This window comes from Saccharothrix sp. NRRL B-16314, assembly GCF_000716595.1.
In the GTDB taxonomy this organism is placed as follows: Bacteria; Actinomycetota; Actinomycetes; order Mycobacteriales; family Pseudonocardiaceae; genus Actinosynnema.
The window spans coordinates 18,487-33,745 of the sequence record NZ_JNXC01000008.1; the positions used below are offsets into that span (position 1 = coordinate 18,487).

Here is a 15,259-nt window from a genome sequence, read left to right on the forward strand (position 1 = left end):
GGCCGCGCGCGGCCTCCGGCCTTTCATAAAGTGGTCACGTTCGAGCTCTGACGGCGACGGCCCGGGGCCCACGTCATGCCGATCAGCGCGAATGCCGGGACAAGCGCGACGCAGTGTGCTATCGCCTTGTCCCGGCGGATTTCAGGAGCGGCGCAGGCACGCCCGCAGCCACGCGGTGAAGGCACGCGGGCGGCTCGACGTGGGCTGCGGCCGGTGCTCGAACACGTCGAACGCGTCCTGCAGCACGGAATCGGGCATCGAACCGACGGCGTGCTTGAGCCGGTCGAGCAGGGGGTCACCGGGTTCGGGTCGGTCCGTCATACCACACCAGACTCTCTGCGTTCGTCGGGCAGCGAGGCCACCACCACGACCATCGTGGCACCGGCAGGGGTTCTCGACCAAGGCCGACGATCACACCGCCGTGACCGCCGCCGAGTCCAGCGCCCGCTCCAGCCTGCGCACGTCGCCGGTCGGCAGCACCTCGGAACCCGGCAGCGCGGCCCGGACGAACCCGGTCAGCACCCGCCCGGGACCGACCTCGACGAACCGGGTCATCCCCGCGTCCGCCAGCCGGGACATGGTCTCGGTCCAGCGGACCGCGCCGGTGAGCTGGCGGCGCAGGTTGCCCAGCACGTCCGCCGCGGTGCGGGCGTAGTCCGCGATCACGTTGGCCACGATCGGCACCACCGGGTCCCGCACGACGACCCGCTCCAGCTCCGCGGCGAACTCGTCCTCGACGTCGCGCATGAGCGAGCAGTGGAACGGTGCGCCCACGTCGAGCAGCACCACCTTCGTCGCACCGGAACGCTTGGCCTCCGCGACGACCGCGTGCACCGCCGCCTCGACGCCGGACACCACGGTCTGCCCCGGCTCGTTGTAGTTGGCCACCTCGACCAGCCCGTGCCCGACCTTCGCCAGCGCGCACAGCTCGTCCACCCGGTCGGCGTCGAGGCCGACGACCGCGGCCATCCGGCCCGGCGTGCGGCTGTTCACCTCGGCCATCAGCTCACCCCGCCTGCGCACCAGGCGCAGCGCGTCCACCCAGTCCAGCGCGCCGGCGCAGACCAGCGCGGTGTACTCCCCCAGGCTGTGCCCGGCGACCGCGTCGGCGGCCAGACCGCGCGCCTGCGCGATTCGCAGCAACGCCATGCTCGTCAGGAACACCGCGGGCTGGGTGATCTCGGTCGGCCGCAACTGCTCCGCGGTGCCGTGCCAGCACAGCTCGGACAGCCCGAACCCGAGCACGTCGTCCGCCGTGCGGTACAGCTCGCGCACCAGGTCGTCGTGCCGCTCGACGAGGTCGAACCCCATCCCGACGCGTTGGGAACCCTGGCCGGGGAACAGCAAAGCGGTACCAGTCATGACCTTCCGATCCTCGATCCGTGCTCAGGTGGTGAAGTACCGGCCGCCGTGGAAGACCAGTGGGCCGTCGGCGGAGCCGGTCTCGACGGCGAGCACCGCGCCGACGAAGAGGGTGTGGTCGCCGACCGGCACCTGGCTCTCCAGCACGCACTCGACGTGGCCGACCGTGCCGTCGAGCAACGGCGCCCCGGTCCTGCCCGTCCGGTGCGGGAACGCGGCGAACGCCTGGTGTCCGGACGGCCGGTCCGACGAGGCGAACAGGGCGCACAGGTCGCCCTGGCCCGCACCCAGGATGTTCACCGCGAACCGGGCTGCCGCGCGCAGGTCGGCCGCGCCGCGAGACCGGGTGCGCAGGCACACCATGGCCAGCGCCGGGTCCAGCGACAACGAGGTGAACGAGTTGACGGTGACGGCGCTCGGGCCGTCGACGCCCGGCATGGTCACCACGGTGACGCCGGTGGCGAACTGCCCCATGACATCACGCAGCTGCCGTGACGTGAACCCCGGTGCGGGCGCGGGCACCGGCTCCGGTGGCGCCGCCGGAGCGGCCACGAACCGGTGGCCGAGGATCATCGTCGCGTCGGGCGGGACGGTTCCCACCCCGGCGGTGCCGTCGAACCAGCCAGTCATCTACGCCCACCCCGTTCGTGTCGCCGACTTACCGCCGGAGCGTGGACGCCGACCTGCCGCCGACGTCCTGCGCGCTCACTCCGGGGCCATTTCCCGCCTGCTGACGAAGATCTCGCCCGCACGCACGTCCACCGAGAACGCCTCGACCGGGTCCATGGCGGGCGGGTCCAGCGCCTCTCCGGTGCGCAGGCAGAACCGGCTGAAGTGCCACGGGCACTCGATCGTGGCACCGTCCACCTCGCCCTCGCCGAGCGGCGCGCCTTCGTGGCTGCACTCGGCGCGGACGGCGCAGATCTCACCACCCACGTTGGCCAGCAGCACCTTGCCACCGTCCACTTCCCTGGTCAGCAGCTTCCCCGGCGGTAGGTCGTCGATGTGCGCGACGCGCACCTGTGGCACCGTCATAGCGGTCACTCGTTTCGTCGTGACGGATGACGGCCGGCTCGCGGGGGTCGCCGAGCCGGCCGGCGGTCCGATCGCCGTCAGGGTGCGGCGACGGGTGAAGGCGCGGTCCAGTCGACGACCGCACCCGCGTAGATCCACTTCGTGCTCTCCACCCCGACCAGCATCACGCGCTGACCGGGCACCACCCGACCGTCGCGCCAGGCGTCGTCGAGGAACAGCGGCACCGCGGCGCTGCCGACCGCACCCATCACCGAGAGGCTGTCGATGATGCGCCCGTCCAGCGCCTTCCACTCCGCGGTGTCCAGGCCGGACTCCTTGAGGGACTCCAGCATCCAGCCGACGTTGCCCTCGGGAACGAGGCACAGGTCGACCGACTCGATGTCGATCGCCGCCTGCCGCGCGGTGTCGCTGATCGCCCTGGTGACCATGACCGGCGTGAAGTCACCCGCGCCGACCACGTCCACCTTCAGGTCGACCAGCCGCTTGGCCGCCAGCTGCTCGTGGATCGGCGCGTGGGTGCCGCCGCCGACCGAGTGGATCCCCGGTTTGCGCAGGCCGCCGATGCAGCGGCTGGCACCGCCGAGGAGACCGCCCGGCAGGCCGGACTCCTTGAGCACCACGGCACCCGCGCCGTCGCCGAACATGTAGACCGGCATCCGGTCCCGCATCCGGATCGAGTACGGGTCCTTGCCGAGGAAGATCGGTGCGAGCACCGGCGAGATCGCCTCGGAGCCGATGACGACCGCGTTGGCGCAGTCACCGCGCTCCAGCTTCATCCTGGCGATCTCCATCCCCTGCACGGCGCCCGCGCCGCCGGACCGGATCTCCATGGTCTCGCACTCCGGGATGCCCAACCGCTCCTGCAGCAGGTTCACCACCGGCGGCAGCGGGTAGTCCGGGGTGCCGGTGGACAGGATCAGCAGCTCGACGTCGGCGGGCTCGATCCCCGCCGACTCCAGGGCCCGGACGGTGGCCTTGTAGGCCATGTCCGAGTTGTTCTCCCGGTGTTCCCCGGTGCGGGGGTCGATCATCCAGAACCGCTGGTCGATCGACAGGCCCTCGCGGACGTCGTCGGGCAGCGGGCCGACCAGGCGTTCGATCTCGCTGGTGGGAATCGGCTCGCCGGGCTGGTACCCGCCGGTGCCGACGATGTGCACGCCCATCGCGGGTCTACGCGCCGACGGACACGGTGTCCGTCGCTTCCGTCCGGGTGGCGACCAGCTCGACCAGGTTGTCCACGGTGAACAGGCTCATCACCTTGTCCGCGGCCAGCTTGCCGGCCAGGGCGTCCTGGTCGATCTGCGGCATGATCTTCTTGAGCTGGGCGAGCCCGGTGGCCGTCACGATCTCGTTCGCGTCGCCGAACTCGTCGTCCGGGATACCGCCCTGCACGTACGCGGCCAGCTCCGCGGCCTGGATCTTGACGCCGATCGCGCGCTCGATGCGGAACAGGATGTCCAGCAGGTCGATCGACTCGGCGCCGAGGTCGTCGAGCAGCGTGGCGCCGGGGGTCACCTCGTCGGCCTCGACGCCGAGGGCCGATTCGACCGAGGAGTGCACGGCCTCGGTCACCTGGTCACGACTGATCATTGCGTTCCCTCCGATGTGACTCTTTGCCTTCTACGTCACTAGATCCGGCCTGACCGGCGCCGGATACAGGTCGGCGTCAGCGTCCGCCGCGCATCTTGTACTTGGCCACGTGCAACACGTTGCGGGCGGTCAGCTTGATGATGCCGAGACCGCCGGTGCCGGGCTCCGGCGCCATGCCCAGCTGCTCGACCAGCGCCGCGGTGCTCTCCTCGTGCCACAGGTCGACGAACTTGCCGTCCCGCACCCGGTGCAGGTCGAGCCCGGTCATCGTCCACTTCTTGCCGGTGGGCGGGAACCCGTACATCGGCTTGCCGGTGAACGTGCCGTGCGCGGTCCACCGGTCGATCACCAGGTCGCCCTCGATGACGATCTCGTTGAGGTAGAACCGCATGTCCGGAGCCATGTCGTGCATCAGCTGCACGGCCTGCCGGTGCCCGGCCCGGCCGTTCGCGCAGCCGGGCAGCGGCATGTGGTCGGTCCAGTCGACCGCCAGCAGCTCCTCCTCGGTCTCCACGTTGTTCTTGTCCCACACCTCTTCGATGTAGCGCCGGGCCATCTCCCGGTAGGTGTCAGCCTTGGCCGAGTCGGCGTGCGTGCTCACAGACATGCTCACTCTTCTCCTGTTCCTTCTCATCCACAGTGGACACCCGGGTGGCGGTGCTCGGCGGGGTGGTCTTCCGCAGCGTCATCCTGATGCCGTGCTTGGCGCGCAACGAGATGTCCGGCTGCATCACGATCGGGTGGCCGGGCACCAGGTCCAGGTGGAACCGCTGCAGGATCGACGCGGTGACGATCGTCAGCTCCATGTTGGCGAAGGCCAGGCCGACGCAGTTGCGGGGACCGCCGACGTAGGGCACGTAGGCGAACCTGGGCCGGCCCGCGGACCGCTCCTTGTCGAACCGCTCCGGGTCGAAGCCCTCCGGGTTGTCCCAGTAGTCCGGGTGCCGGTGCGTGAGGTAGGTGCTCAGCAGCATGAACGAGCCGGCGGGCACCCGGTAGCCGCCGATCACGTCGTCCAGCAGCGGCATCCTGGCCACCTGCCACAGCGGCGGGTACAGCCGCAGCGCCTCGGCGATGAACAGCTTGAGGTACTTCAGCTGCGGCAGGTCGTCCTTCGTCGGTTTGCGGTCGCCGACGACCTCGAAGACCTCGGCCCTGGCCCGTTCGGTCTCCTCCGGGTACTTCGACATCAGGTAGCAGATCCAGGACAGCGTGGTCGCGACGGTCTCGTGGCCCGCCACGAACAGCGTCATCACCTGGTCGCGGAGCTGCTGGTCGGTCATCAGCTGACCGGTCTCCGGGTCGGCCGACGCCATCAGCATGGACAGCAGGTCCGGCACCTCGGAGTCGACCCGGTCGGCACGCCGTTCCGCGATGAGGCCGTACACCGTCCTGTCCAGCAGGTTCCTGGCCTTGACGAACCGCCGGTTGGCCGGGGTCGGCACCGACTCGGGCAGGTCGACCACCGCGATCAGCTTGCGGTTGAGGTGTTCGAGCTGGACCGCGACCGCGTCACCCATCTCGGCGGCCTGCGCCGACCAGTCCGCCCGGAACAGACAGCGGGCCAGGATCTCCAGGGTCAGCTCCTGGGTCTCCGACCGGGCGTCGATCCCCTCGCCCCGCGCGGCCCGAGCCTCCCAGCGGTCCAGCATGCGTTCCGCCGCGTCGGCCATCACGCCCGCGAACCGCTCCAGCGGCTCCCGGCGGAACGACGGCGCGACCATCCGGCGCTGCGTGCGCCAGACGTCGCCCTCCGAGGTGACCAGGCCCTTGCCGACCGACACGCTGATCTTGCGGTTGAAGTCGTCCGGGTGCGGGTACATGTCGACGTTGTCGACCAGGATGTGCTTGAGGTACTCGGCGTTGGCCACCAGGAACACCGTCACCGGCCCGCGGAAGCGGACCAGGTCACCGTGCTCGCGCCAGGCCTCCCGGAACGTGGTGATCGGATCGGACCGGAACCCCATGGCCGACCCCAGCACCGGATGGCCCGCCGGTCCCGGCGGCAGTGGGCGCAACCCGCTCATCGCGCACCCACCACCGCGTCGGCCCGCTCGATCCGCATCGGCATGCCACCGCGCGGGTACAGGAACACGTTGGACGTCGGCTCGCACACGTGACCGGGCGCGAGGGTCAGCTTGTAGTCCTGGAACATCCTGGCGATCACCAGGGGCGCCTCCAGCACCGCCACCGACGACCCCGGGCACAGCCGCGGACCCCGGGAGAACGGGATGTAGGCGTACAGCGGCGCGCCGCCGGTGGCGCTGGTGGCGAACCGACCGGGGTCGAAGCCCTCCGGGTTGGTCCAGAACGCGGGGTGCCGGTGCATCAGGTACGGGCTGATGAACACCTGCGAGCCACGTGGGACGTGGTAGCCGCCGATGACGTCGTCCTCCAGCGGCGTGCGCGAGAGCGTCCACACCGACGGGTAGAGGCGCAGCACCTCGGCGAACACCTGGCGCAGGTACTTCAGCTTCGGCAGGTCCGAGGCCAGCGGCTCGCGGTCGCCGCACACCTCGGCGACCTCGGCCCTGATCCGCTGCTCGACCGACGGGTGGCGCGAGGTCAGCGAGAACGCCCAGACCAGGGACAGCGCGGTGGTCTCGTAGCCGCCGAGGAAGATGGTCACCACCTCGTCGCGCAGCTGCTTGTCGGTCATCCCCGCGCCGCTGCCGTCGTCCTTGGCGTGCAGGAACCTCGACAGCAGGTCGTCGTGCCGCTCCTGGCTGCGCCGGCGGTCGGCGATCAGGCCGTAGACGAACTCGTCCAGCAGCGCCCGCGCGGCGAGGAAGTCCCTGCGCGCCTTCGACGGCCACGCCTCGGGCAGCTCCACGAACCGCTGCAACCTGGTGTTGGTGTAGGAGTTGCAGGTGCGGACCGCTTGGGCGATCTCGCCCGCTCGCGCGCTGACGTCGGTGCTGAACAGGGTGCGCATCACGATGGTCAGCGCCAGCCGCATCATCTCCGGGGTGATGTCGACGACCTCGCGCCGCTCGGCCAGCGGCCTCCAGCCCTCGATCAGGTCCGCCGTGGACTGCACCATGGCGGGACCGAAGCCGGAGATCCGGGAACCCTTGAACGCGGGCTGGGCCATCCGCCGCTGGCGGAAGTGGAACTCGCCGTTGGAGGTGAACAGGCCCTGGCCGACGAAGGGCTCGAACTTGCCCACCGACAACGGGTCCTTGGGGTAGATCGGCTGCCTGTCCTCGAGCACGTGCTTGATGTGGTCGGGGTGCACGATCAGGAACATCCTGCGCTTGCCCGGCAGCTTGAACTGCACCACGTCGCCGTGCTCGCGCCAGGCCGCGGTGAAGGTGCCGACCAGGTCGCGGACCAGGTCCGGCCCGGTGCCCACCACCGGGTAGCCCTTGGGCCCCGGTGCTTCCTGACGAACTGCCACGCTCATCCGACTTCCTCACTCCGCGGGTTCGGCGGGGTCACTGGTTGCCTGGTCACCACTGCGGCCCGACCGCGCTCACGCCCTCGGACTGCAGGATCTGCTGCGCGGCGTGTGTCCCGGAGACGATCACGCGCAGCGCGCTCGCCGCCTGCGCCCAGTGGCCCGCCAGGTACAGGCCCTCGATCGGCGTGGTGTAGGTCAGCCGCTTGCTGCCGGCCTGCGCGGGGGTGTTCTCCCAGCCGTAGGCGGCGCCGGAGCGGTTGCGGGTGAAGCGCTCCATGGTGAGCGGGGTGGCGCTGGAGACGAAGGTCAGCCCGGCGCGGAACCCCGGGTACAGCTTCTCGATGAGGTCCAGGTAGCGGTCCTCGAGGATCGGCTTCAGCTCGTCCCACGGCTTGGGCGAGTCGTACGGCGCGAGCGCCGTCGAGGTCACCAGGTGCTCACCGGGCGGCCCGAGCGACGGGTCGAGCAGCGTCGGCACGACGACCACCGTCCCGGGCGCCCGGCCTTCCGCGAACCCCGCGAAGTTCGCGTCCATGTCGTGGTCCTCGTAGATGAACGTCTCGTGCGCGCCGCCCATCGCGGCGATGTCCACGGTGCTGGCCGCGTACACCACGAACATCGACATGGACGGCCGCAGCGAGCGCAACCGCCGCAGGTACGCGGTCGGCAGGTGCTCTTCGCCGACCAGGTCCTCGAACGTGTGGGTGGCGTCCGCGTTGGAGATCACCACGGGCGCGCGCACCAGCACGGGGGCCGGGAACAGCGGGCTCCCGGCCACTTCGACGCCGACCGCCCGGCCGTCGCGCACCTCGATCCGGGTGACCGGGGTGTTGGTGAGGATGGTCCCGCCGCACCGCTCGATCGCGGTCACGAACGCCTTCACCAGGTGCTGGAACCCGCCCTTGCAGTGGTACAGGCCGTGCATCTGGGTGAACAGGAACCGGGCGAACAGCTCGAAGGACAGCTGCGACGGCGGCAGGCCCATGTACGGCCAGCCCGCCGTGCAGAACGCCTTGCAGCGGGGGTCCTTGATGAACTGGCCGACCACGTCGTCCAGCGTGCGGGTGCGGTTGGTGAACAGCGTCGGGAACCGCTCGACCGCCGCGCCGAGCTCCTTGACCGAGAGCTGCACCGGCACCTGGTGCGCCTCCTCCAGGAACTTCTCGCACAGCGCGAAGAACCCGCGGATGCCCTCCGCCTCGTGCGGGAACTCCTGCACGTGCGCGTCGATGAACGAAGCCGCGCCGAACGGGGCGTCGAGTCGGGTGTCGCCGATCACGACCCGGTACAGCGAGTCCGACTCGACGAACTCGCACATGTCCCGCACGTCGAGGTACTTCAGCAGCGAGTCGATGGTGCCGCCCTCGGCCGCTCCCGGCACCACGTGGATCGCCGGGTCGTAGTAGCGGCCGTCGCGCTGGAACGGGTGTGCGTAGCCGCCGATCCCCGCACCGCGTTCGAGCACGAGCACCCGGCGTCCGAACTTCGCCAGGTACGCGGCGGCAGCCAGGCCGCCGAGGCCACTGCCCACGATGACGCAGTCGTACTGATCGGACAGTGCCTGCGGAAGGGCATCAGCCATCTCGGTCCTCGTCCCGGTCGGAAACTGTTCTCACCACTAGAGATCCGGTGCGCGCGCGGGCGGATACACCGAAGAGCCCGGCCACCCCGGCGAATCGCGGGACGGCCGGGCTCGGGAGGGCTTGCCGGAGTTCAGCGGAACTCGGGGATGGGGATGGTCGGCGCGGTGAACAGGTGGGTCATCGCCCGGCCCGGCATGGACGCGAGCACCCGGTCCCGCACCGGAGTGGGCATGCTGCGCAGCCGGAGCATGCCGCGCGCACGCTTGAACGTCTTGTGCACGCGGGGGTAGCGGTCCTGCTCGTAGGAACGCAGCGCGGCGGCCGGATCGCTGATCGCGGCCAGCCTCGCGGCCAGCACGCCCGCGTCCTCCAACGCCATGCAGGCGCCTTGGCCGATGGTGGGCAGCATCGGGTGCGCCGCGTCGCCGAGCAGCGTCACCCGGCCCTGGCCCCAGCCGCGCGCCGGACGCCGGTCCCAGGCCTCGCCCGGGAAGATCCGGTCCGCCGGGGTGGCGTCCACCAGCGCGCTGATCACGGCCGGCCAGCCCGCGCCGGTCGGCGGGGCGTCCGGTGACCCGTCGACGAACCAGTAGGCCCGGTTCCCGGTCAGCGGCATCACCCCGTAGGTTCCCCTGCCGGTGAAGAAGAAGTCCGCGCCCGGCGAGTCCCAGTCGCCCCGGTCGACCACACCCTGCCAGCTGTGCAGCGGGTTCTCCCTGCCGTCGCCGGTACCCGGTGGGAGCAGCGCCCGGCGCACCGCGGAACCGACGCCGTCCGCGCCGATCACCACGTCGGCGCGCAGCGTCTCCCCGCCCGCCAGGGTGACCGTGCCCCGCGGGTCGACCCCGGTGACCTCGCAGCCGTAGCGGATGTCCACCCCCGCCGTGCCGGCCAGCGCGTCGAGCAGTTCGGCCCGTGTGACGCCCTGGCCGGACAGGCCGAACCGGTCGACGAGGAAGCCGAGGTCGATCCCGGCGACCTGACCGCGCGAGGTGAACATCCGGGCCGCGCCGATCGGCTCGCAGACCTTCGTGACCGCTTCGTACACGTCCTCGCCGCCGGAGTGCCGGAGCGCGAGCAACGCGTTGGGCCACAACGTGATCGCCAGTCCGTCGCGGCGCCGCTGCGCGCGTTCCAGGACCGTGACGTCGGCACCCTGCCGGGTCAGCATGCCGGACAGGGCGAGTCCGCTCACACCACCCCCGACGATGATCGCTGACAATGGAGCCACCGTGGTCGTCCGTTCCCTCGTCGGTGCCGGCTACTTCAGGCCGAACGGGTTCGCGGCCCGGTAGTCGATGCGGCTCCAGTGCTCCACGAACTGACCGCCCGCGACCCGGAAGACGTCCGCCCGGTTGAGCACCAGCTCCTCGCCGGTGTCCTTCTCGTGCCCCTTCCAGTACCAGAAGACCACCACGTTGTCGTTGTCCGCGACGGTGTGCGTGACCTGCATGGTGAGGTCCGGGAAGCGCTCCCGGTAGCCGATCAGGTTCTGCTTGAAGTCGAGCAGGCCGTGACCCAGGCCCCTGGTGTGCTGGATGACGTCCTTGGCGAGGAAGCCGCGCACCGGCGCCTCGGGGTGCGCGTAGAGCGAGTCGATCGTCAGGAACAGCCTGCCGAGGTTCTGCCGCTGCTGCTCGGTGCCGGTCCAGTTGGTGGCGGTGGAAGGCTGCTCCCCCCGGGGGAACACCACGCCCAGCTCGTCCATCGCGGCGTAGTCCACCGCGTCCCAGTGCTCCACGATCTTGCCGTCCGCCACCCGGTAGAGCTCGGCGGTCTCGAAGTCCAGCTGCCTGCCGCTCTGCTTGTGCGTGCCGCGGAAGGTGTTGAGCATCATCACCTTGTCACCGTGCGCCACGATCTTGTCGATGCGCGCCAGCAGGTCGGGGAACGTGTCGTGCAGCTGGGCGTAGGTCTTGAGGTAGCCGTCGACCGTGCCGGGCAGGCCGGGGCTGTGCTGCACGTAGTCCTCGGCGAGGTAGTCGCGCACCCGGTCCAGCCGGTTGGCGGCCAGCACGTCGAGGTAGAAGCCGAGCACCACCTGCTTGCTCTGCTCGCCCTGCGCGTCGGTGCCGGTGCCGGCCACGCCGCCGCCCGGCAGTTCGGGCTGCGCGCCCGCGCCGCCGGAGTTGAGCACGGCGACGATCACCGCGACCACCGCCACCACCAGCAGTCGTCGGATTGTCTTCTTCCGCACGGTCATCACCTTTCCTCGCTGACGGAGCCGACCGGCCGGCGATCGGGCAGCGTCACGGTCGGGCTGTTCGGGAGTTCGATTTCATGCTCCGGCCGGGTGTTCGCGGCGGCCTGGGCCTTGCGCGAGGGCAGCAGCAGGGCCGCCACCAGCACGCCGCCGACGGCGACCGCGCCACCGACCAGCATCGCGTCCGTCAACGCGGAGACGAAGGCGGGCGACACCAGTTCCATCAGGCCGTGGCCGCTGTCACCGCCGATGCGCCGGGCGACCTCGTTGGCCCCGCCGAGGGAGTCCTGCACGGCCGCGGACGCCTCCGGCGGCAGCACGCCGACCAGGTTGGGCAGTCCGTCGCGGTAGGACGTGGCCAGGACGCTGCCCATGACCGCGATGCCGAGCGAGCCGCCCACCTGGAGGGTGGCGTCGGTCAGACCGGAGGCGGCGCCGCCCTGCTCGTCCGGGGCGGAGGCGAGGATCGTGTTGGCGCACGCGGGAATGGTGAAGCCCATGGTGAAGCCGAACAACGCCAGCGCGACCAGCACCAGCGACTCGCCGGCCCCGTCCGCCGCGGCCATGGTGACCATGCTCGCGGCGAGCACGATCAGCCCGACGACCGCGACGAACCGCAGGCCGAACTTCTCCGCCAGCTTCTGCCCCATCGGCGCGCCGGCGATCGCGGTGAGCACGGGCAGCAGCCGCAGCCCCGAGGCGAGCGGACCGTGCCCGTTGACGAACTGGAAGTACTGGCTCACCCCGAACAGCAGGCCGAACAGGCAGAAGTTGACGCAGAACATGGCCACCGCGCTGCCGCCGACCGCCGGGCTGCGGAACAGGCTCGGCGGCAGCATCGGCGCCGAGCTCTTCTTCTCCCACAGCACGAACAGGACGATCCCGAGCACGCCACCGGCCATGATGGACAGCGGCAGCGGGTCGTCCCAGCCGTAGTGCGGCGCCTCGATCAGGCCGTACACCAGCGCGCCGAGGCCGCCGACCGACAACAGCACGCCGACCAGGTCGAACTTGGTGCGGCCGGGGTTGCGGGACTCCGGGACGATGGCCAGCACCGCGATGATGGCGGCGAGCACCACCGGCACCGCGAGCAGGAACACCGAGCCCCACCAGTAGTTCTCCAGCAGCAGCCCGCCGAGCACCGGGCCGAGCGGCACGCCGATCGCGCCGGAGCCCGCCCAGACGCTGATCGCCTTGGCCTGCTCCTCGCGGGGGAACACGTCCTTGATGATGGACAGCGTGGCGGGCATGACGAACGCACCGCCGACACCCATGCCGGCGCGCATCGCGATCAGCATCTCGGCGCTGCCGGCGTAGGCGGCTCCGATGGAGAAGCCCAGCACCGCGGTCAGCCCGGCGAGCAGCATCAGGCGCCGGCCGAACCGGTCGCCGAGGCCGCCGCCGAGCAGCAGCAGCCCGCCGAACGCCAAGGTGTACGAGTCCACGATCCACTGCAGCTGGCTGCCGTCGGCCTGCAGGTCCTGCTGCACGCTGGGCAGCGCCAGGCTCAGGATCAGGTTGTCCATCCCGATGATGATCAGACTCAGGCACAGCACGGCCAGGATCCGCCAGCGGCGCTGGTGGACGGTGGCACGGTCCATGATGTTGCTCCTAGCCCTGTCAGACCCTGGCGTGTGCCCTGGTCGGGGGTGAGATGTGAAGCCGGCTCGGCCGGTCAGCGGTACGTCGATCCGGCGAGGACGGGCTGCGGGACGGGCGGGTCGTCGTGCTCGGCGATCCCGATCCTGCGGTGCAGCCGGCGCAGCGGGGCGGGAGCCCACCAGTTCGCGCGGCCCATCAACCGCATGAACGCGGGCAGCAGCAGGCCGCGCACCACGAACGCGTCGACGAGCAACGCGAGGGTCAGCCCGAGCGCGAACATCTTCTGGAACGCGATCGAGCTGGTGAACACGCCGGCGACGGTCACGACGCCCATCAGCGCCGCAGCGGCCGTGATCAGCCCGCCGGTGCGCTGCAGCCCGCTCGCCACCGAGCCGACCGGGTCGCCGGTGCGGTCGTAGCCCTCCTTGATCCGGGAGAGCATGAACACCTCGTAGTCCATGGACAGCCCGAAGATCAGGCAGAACATCAGGATCGGCGACACCGCGGTCAGCGCCCCGGTCGGGGTGAAGTCCAGCAGTCCGGACAGGTGACCGTCCTGGAAGACCCACACCATGGCTCCGAACGTGGCGCTGAGGCTGAGCACGTTGAGGATCAGCGCCTTGATCGGCAGCACCACGCTGCCGCTGAACAGGAACAGCAGGACGAAGGTCGCCAGCGCGATGAAGCCGAGGACCAGCGGGAGCCGATCGGCCAGCGTGGCCTTGGTGTCGTAGAGCGCGGGACCGGCGCCGGCCATCTTCGCGGGCCAGGGCGCGGGCACCGCCCGCAGGTCGCCGACCAGTTGCCCGCCCTGGTCGGAGAACGCCTCCACGGAGGGCACCACCTTGAGGAAGGTGCCCTTGTCGTTGAGCATCCTGCCGCTCTCCGGCGACGGCCTGCCGGCCAAGCCCGCGGTGTAGGTGCCGGCCGCCGAGACGACCTCCGCCACCCCGGGCACACGGGACAGCGCACTGGCGTACGCGGCGATGTCGTCCTTGCCGACGCCCGGGGTGTCCGCTACCACGGTGATGGTGTCCGCCTCACGGGAGGTGAACCCGGTGCGCACCGCCTCGCCGACCTGCCTGCTCTGCGAGCTCATCGGCAGCTGCCGGTCGTCGGGCAGGCTGAACTCCACCCGCAGGAACGGCGTGCCGAGGACCAGCAGCACCAGTACCACCCCGACCGCGATACGGGCCGGGTAGCGCATGACGAGGCTGGCCAGCCGGTACCAGAAGCCGCTCTCCTGCGTCCGCGGCGCCTTCGCCTTGCCGCGCCGGAACAGCTTGCGGGCGTCCAGGCTGTCGATCTTCGACCCGAACAGCGCGAGCAGCGTCGGCACCACGATGACGGCGGCGAGCGCGGCGAACAACGCCACCCCGATGCCGGCCACCGCGATGGAGCGCAGGAAGTACAGCGGGAAGATCGCCAGCGCGGCGAGCGAGAGGGTCACCGTGAGCGCGGAGAACAGCACGGTGCGGCCGGCGGTGCGCACGGCCGCGGCGATGGCCGCCGAGCGGACCGCGCGGTCGGTCACGTCACCGCCGCGGGCTTGGATCTCCTCGCGGTAGCGCGACACCACGAACAGGCTGTAGTCGATGGCGAGTCCGAGTCCGATGATGGTGGCCGCGTTCATGGCGATCACCGACACGCTCATGAACTCCGACATGATCCGCAGCAGCAACAGCACGCCGATGACGACCGGGATCGTCATCAGGATCGGCAGCAGCGCCGCGACCAGGCTGCCGAAGACGAGGACCAGCACCAGGAACAGGATCGGGAAGGCGAGCTTCTCCATGGCCTGCAGGTCGGCCTGTGCCGCGGTCTCGGTGTCGAACGCGGCGGCCACGCTGCCGCCGAGCTTGACCTCGACGCCGTCGCGGACGCCCGCGTACCGCTCGCGCAGCCCGTCCACGCGCTTGGCCGCAGCGTTCTCGTCGCCGCCGATGTGGGCGACCACCAGCGCGGAGCGGCCGTCCGCGTCGCGCAGGCCGGGGTTGCGGTCCGCCGTCCAGTAGGAGACGACCTGGCTGATCTCCGGCTCCGCGGCGAGGTCGGCGGCCAACCCGGCGCCCACCCGCTGCGCCTGCGGGGAGTCGACGGAGTCCGGCGCGGTCACCAGCAGCACCAGGTTAGGGCTCGCGATGCCGAGGTCCCTGGCGAGGACGTCCTTGGCGATGGACGACTCGGCCGCCGGGTCCTCGAAGCCGCCACTGGCGAGCCTGCTCACCACGCCCGAGCCGATGGCGCCGCTGATCGCCACGAAAGCGATGATCACCAGCAGGAACGTCTTGGGGCCGGCGGCGATCGCCCGGCCGATGCGTTCGAGCACCTGGAGCTCCGTTCTGGTTCGCATGCCCGCGGCAGCGCCCCGTCGGCCTGCCACCCACTCACCGGTATTGATCCGGTGCGCGCCGCGACGGATACACCCGGCCCACCACGCGTCGAAGGCCACCGCCGGGACGTGGTGTCGGGGCGGTGGCC

General features: G+C 70.8%; 14 protein-coding genes. All 14 read right to left on the bottom strand.

All coding sequences use genetic code 11. From position 1 onward, the window contains the following. Positions 1-141: 141 nt before the first annotated feature. On the bottom strand, positions 142-321 hold the full coding sequence (locus OQ02_RS15095; protein WP_033439063.1) for a hypothetical protein: 180 nt from the start codon (positions 319-321) through the stop codon (positions 142-144). Positions 322-411: 90 nt separating this feature from the next. Further along, complete coding sequence (gene fabD / locus OQ02_RS15100; RefSeq protein ID WP_033439064.1) at positions 412-1,362, bottom strand: ACP S-malonyltransferase; 951 nt, start codon at positions 1,360-1,362, stop codon at positions 412-414. A gap of 24 nt (positions 1,363-1,386) precedes the next feature. Further along, the gene (locus OQ02_RS15105; RefSeq protein ID WP_051772330.1) at positions 1,387-1,992 is read right to left on the bottom strand and encodes a flavin reductase family protein; all 606 of its coding nucleotides are present in this window, start codon (positions 1,990-1,992) and stop codon (positions 1,387-1,389) included. Between the two features lie 75 nt (positions 1,993-2,067). Next, positions 2,068-2,397, bottom strand: a complete 330-nt coding sequence (locus tag OQ02_RS15110; RefSeq protein ID WP_033439065.1) for a Rieske (2Fe-2S) protein — start codon at positions 2,395-2,397, stop codon at positions 2,068-2,070. Between the two features lie 77 nt (positions 2,398-2,474). Beyond that, complete coding sequence (locus tag OQ02_RS15115) at positions 2,475-3,560, bottom strand: 3-oxoacyl-ACP synthase III family protein (protein WP_051772331.1); 1,086 nt, start codon at positions 3,558-3,560, stop codon at positions 2,475-2,477. 7 nt (positions 3,561-3,567) lie between these two features. Beyond that, a complete protein-coding gene (locus OQ02_RS15120; protein WP_033439066.1) occupies positions 3,568-3,987 on the bottom strand; it encodes an acyl carrier protein in 420 nt (139 codons plus the stop codon). A gap of 76 nt (positions 3,988-4,063) precedes the next feature. After that, on the bottom strand, positions 4,064-4,594 hold the full coding sequence (locus OQ02_RS15125; RefSeq protein WP_197043345.1) for an ester cyclase: 531 nt from the start codon (positions 4,592-4,594) through the stop codon (positions 4,064-4,066). Beyond that, positions 4,557-6,014 (bottom strand): cytochrome P450, encoded by a 1,458-nt coding sequence (locus OQ02_RS15130; RefSeq protein ID WP_081915656.1) that lies wholly within the window; start codon positions 6,012-6,014, stop codon positions 4,557-4,559. Before OQ02_RS15130 ends, OQ02_RS15125 begins: the two co-directional genes overlap by 38 nt. Then, complete coding sequence (locus tag OQ02_RS15135) at positions 6,011-7,393, bottom strand: cytochrome P450 (protein ID WP_033439068.1); 1,383 nt, start codon at positions 7,391-7,393, stop codon at positions 6,011-6,013. The genes OQ02_RS15130 and OQ02_RS15135 overlap by 4 nt, the downstream gene beginning before the upstream one ends. Before the next feature lie 46 nt (positions 7,394-7,439). Further along, positions 7,440-8,972, bottom strand: a complete 1,533-nt coding sequence (locus OQ02_RS15140; RefSeq protein WP_033439069.1) for a phytoene desaturase family protein — start codon at positions 8,970-8,972, stop codon at positions 7,440-7,442. 131 nt (positions 8,973-9,103) lie between these two features. Then, positions 9,104-10,204 (bottom strand): FAD-dependent oxidoreductase, encoded by a 1,101-nt coding sequence (locus OQ02_RS15145; protein WP_269321617.1) that lies wholly within the window; start codon positions 10,202-10,204, stop codon positions 9,104-9,106. 30 nt (positions 10,205-10,234) lie between these two features. Then, positions 10,235-11,170, bottom strand: a complete 936-nt coding sequence (locus OQ02_RS15150; protein ID WP_156077061.1) for an ester cyclase family protein — start codon at positions 11,168-11,170, stop codon at positions 10,235-10,237. A gap of 5 nt (positions 11,171-11,175) precedes the next feature. Beyond that, positions 11,176-12,777 carry an MFS transporter gene (locus OQ02_RS15155; protein WP_051772335.1) on the bottom strand — a complete coding sequence of 534 codons (1,602 nt, stop codon included), beginning with the start codon at positions 12,775-12,777 and terminating at the stop codon, positions 11,176-11,178. Positions 12,778-12,851: 74 nt separating this feature from the next. After that, positions 12,852-15,131, bottom strand: coding sequence for an MMPL family transporter (locus OQ02_RS15160; RefSeq protein ID WP_081915657.1), 2,280 nt, complete (start codon positions 15,129-15,131; stop codon positions 12,852-12,854). Between the last annotated feature and the right edge of the window lie 128 nt (positions 15,132-15,259).

Coding starts and splice junctions, on each gene's coding strand:
- OQ02_RS15130 (WP_081915656.1), bottom strand. CDS start 6,014: ATGAGCGGGTTGCGCCCACTGCCGCCGGGACCGGCGGGCCATCCGGTG.
- OQ02_RS15135 (WP_033439068.1), bottom strand. CDS start 7,393: ATGAGCGTGGCAGTTCGTCAGGAAGCACCGGGGCCCAAGGGCTACCCG.
- OQ02_RS15115 (WP_051772331.1), bottom strand. CDS start 3,560: ATGGGCGTGCACATCGTCGGCACCGGCGGGTACCAGCCCGGCGAGCCG.
- OQ02_RS15105 (WP_051772330.1), bottom strand. CDS start 1,992: ATGACTGGCTGGTTCGACGGCACCGCCGGGGTGGGAACCGTCCCGCCC.
- OQ02_RS15110 (WP_033439065.1), bottom strand. CDS start 2,397: ATGACGGTGCCACAGGTGCGCGTCGCGCACATCGACGACCTACCGCCG.
- OQ02_RS15155 (WP_051772335.1), bottom strand. CDS start 12,777: ATGGACCGTGCCACCGTCCACCAGCGCCGCTGGCGGATCCTGGCCGTG.
- fabD (WP_033439064.1), bottom strand. CDS start 1,362: ATGACTGGTACCGCTTTGCTGTTCCCCGGCCAGGGTTCCCAACGCGTC.
- OQ02_RS15095 (WP_033439063.1), bottom strand. CDS start 321: ATGACGGACCGACCCGAACCCGGTGACCCCCTGCTCGACCGGCTCAAG.
- OQ02_RS15120 (WP_033439066.1), bottom strand. CDS start 3,987: ATGATCAGTCGTGACCAGGTGACCGAGGCCGTGCACTCCTCGGTCGAA.
- OQ02_RS15160 (WP_081915657.1), bottom strand. CDS start 15,131: ATGCGAACCAGAACGGAGCTCCAGGTGCTCGAACGCATCGGCCGGGCG.
- OQ02_RS15125 (WP_197043345.1), bottom strand. CDS start 4,594: ATGTCTGTGAGCACGCACGCCGACTCGGCCAAGGCTGACACCTACCGG.
- OQ02_RS15140 (WP_033439069.1), bottom strand. CDS start 8,972: ATGGCTGATGCCCTTCCGCAGGCACTGTCCGATCAGTACGACTGCGTC.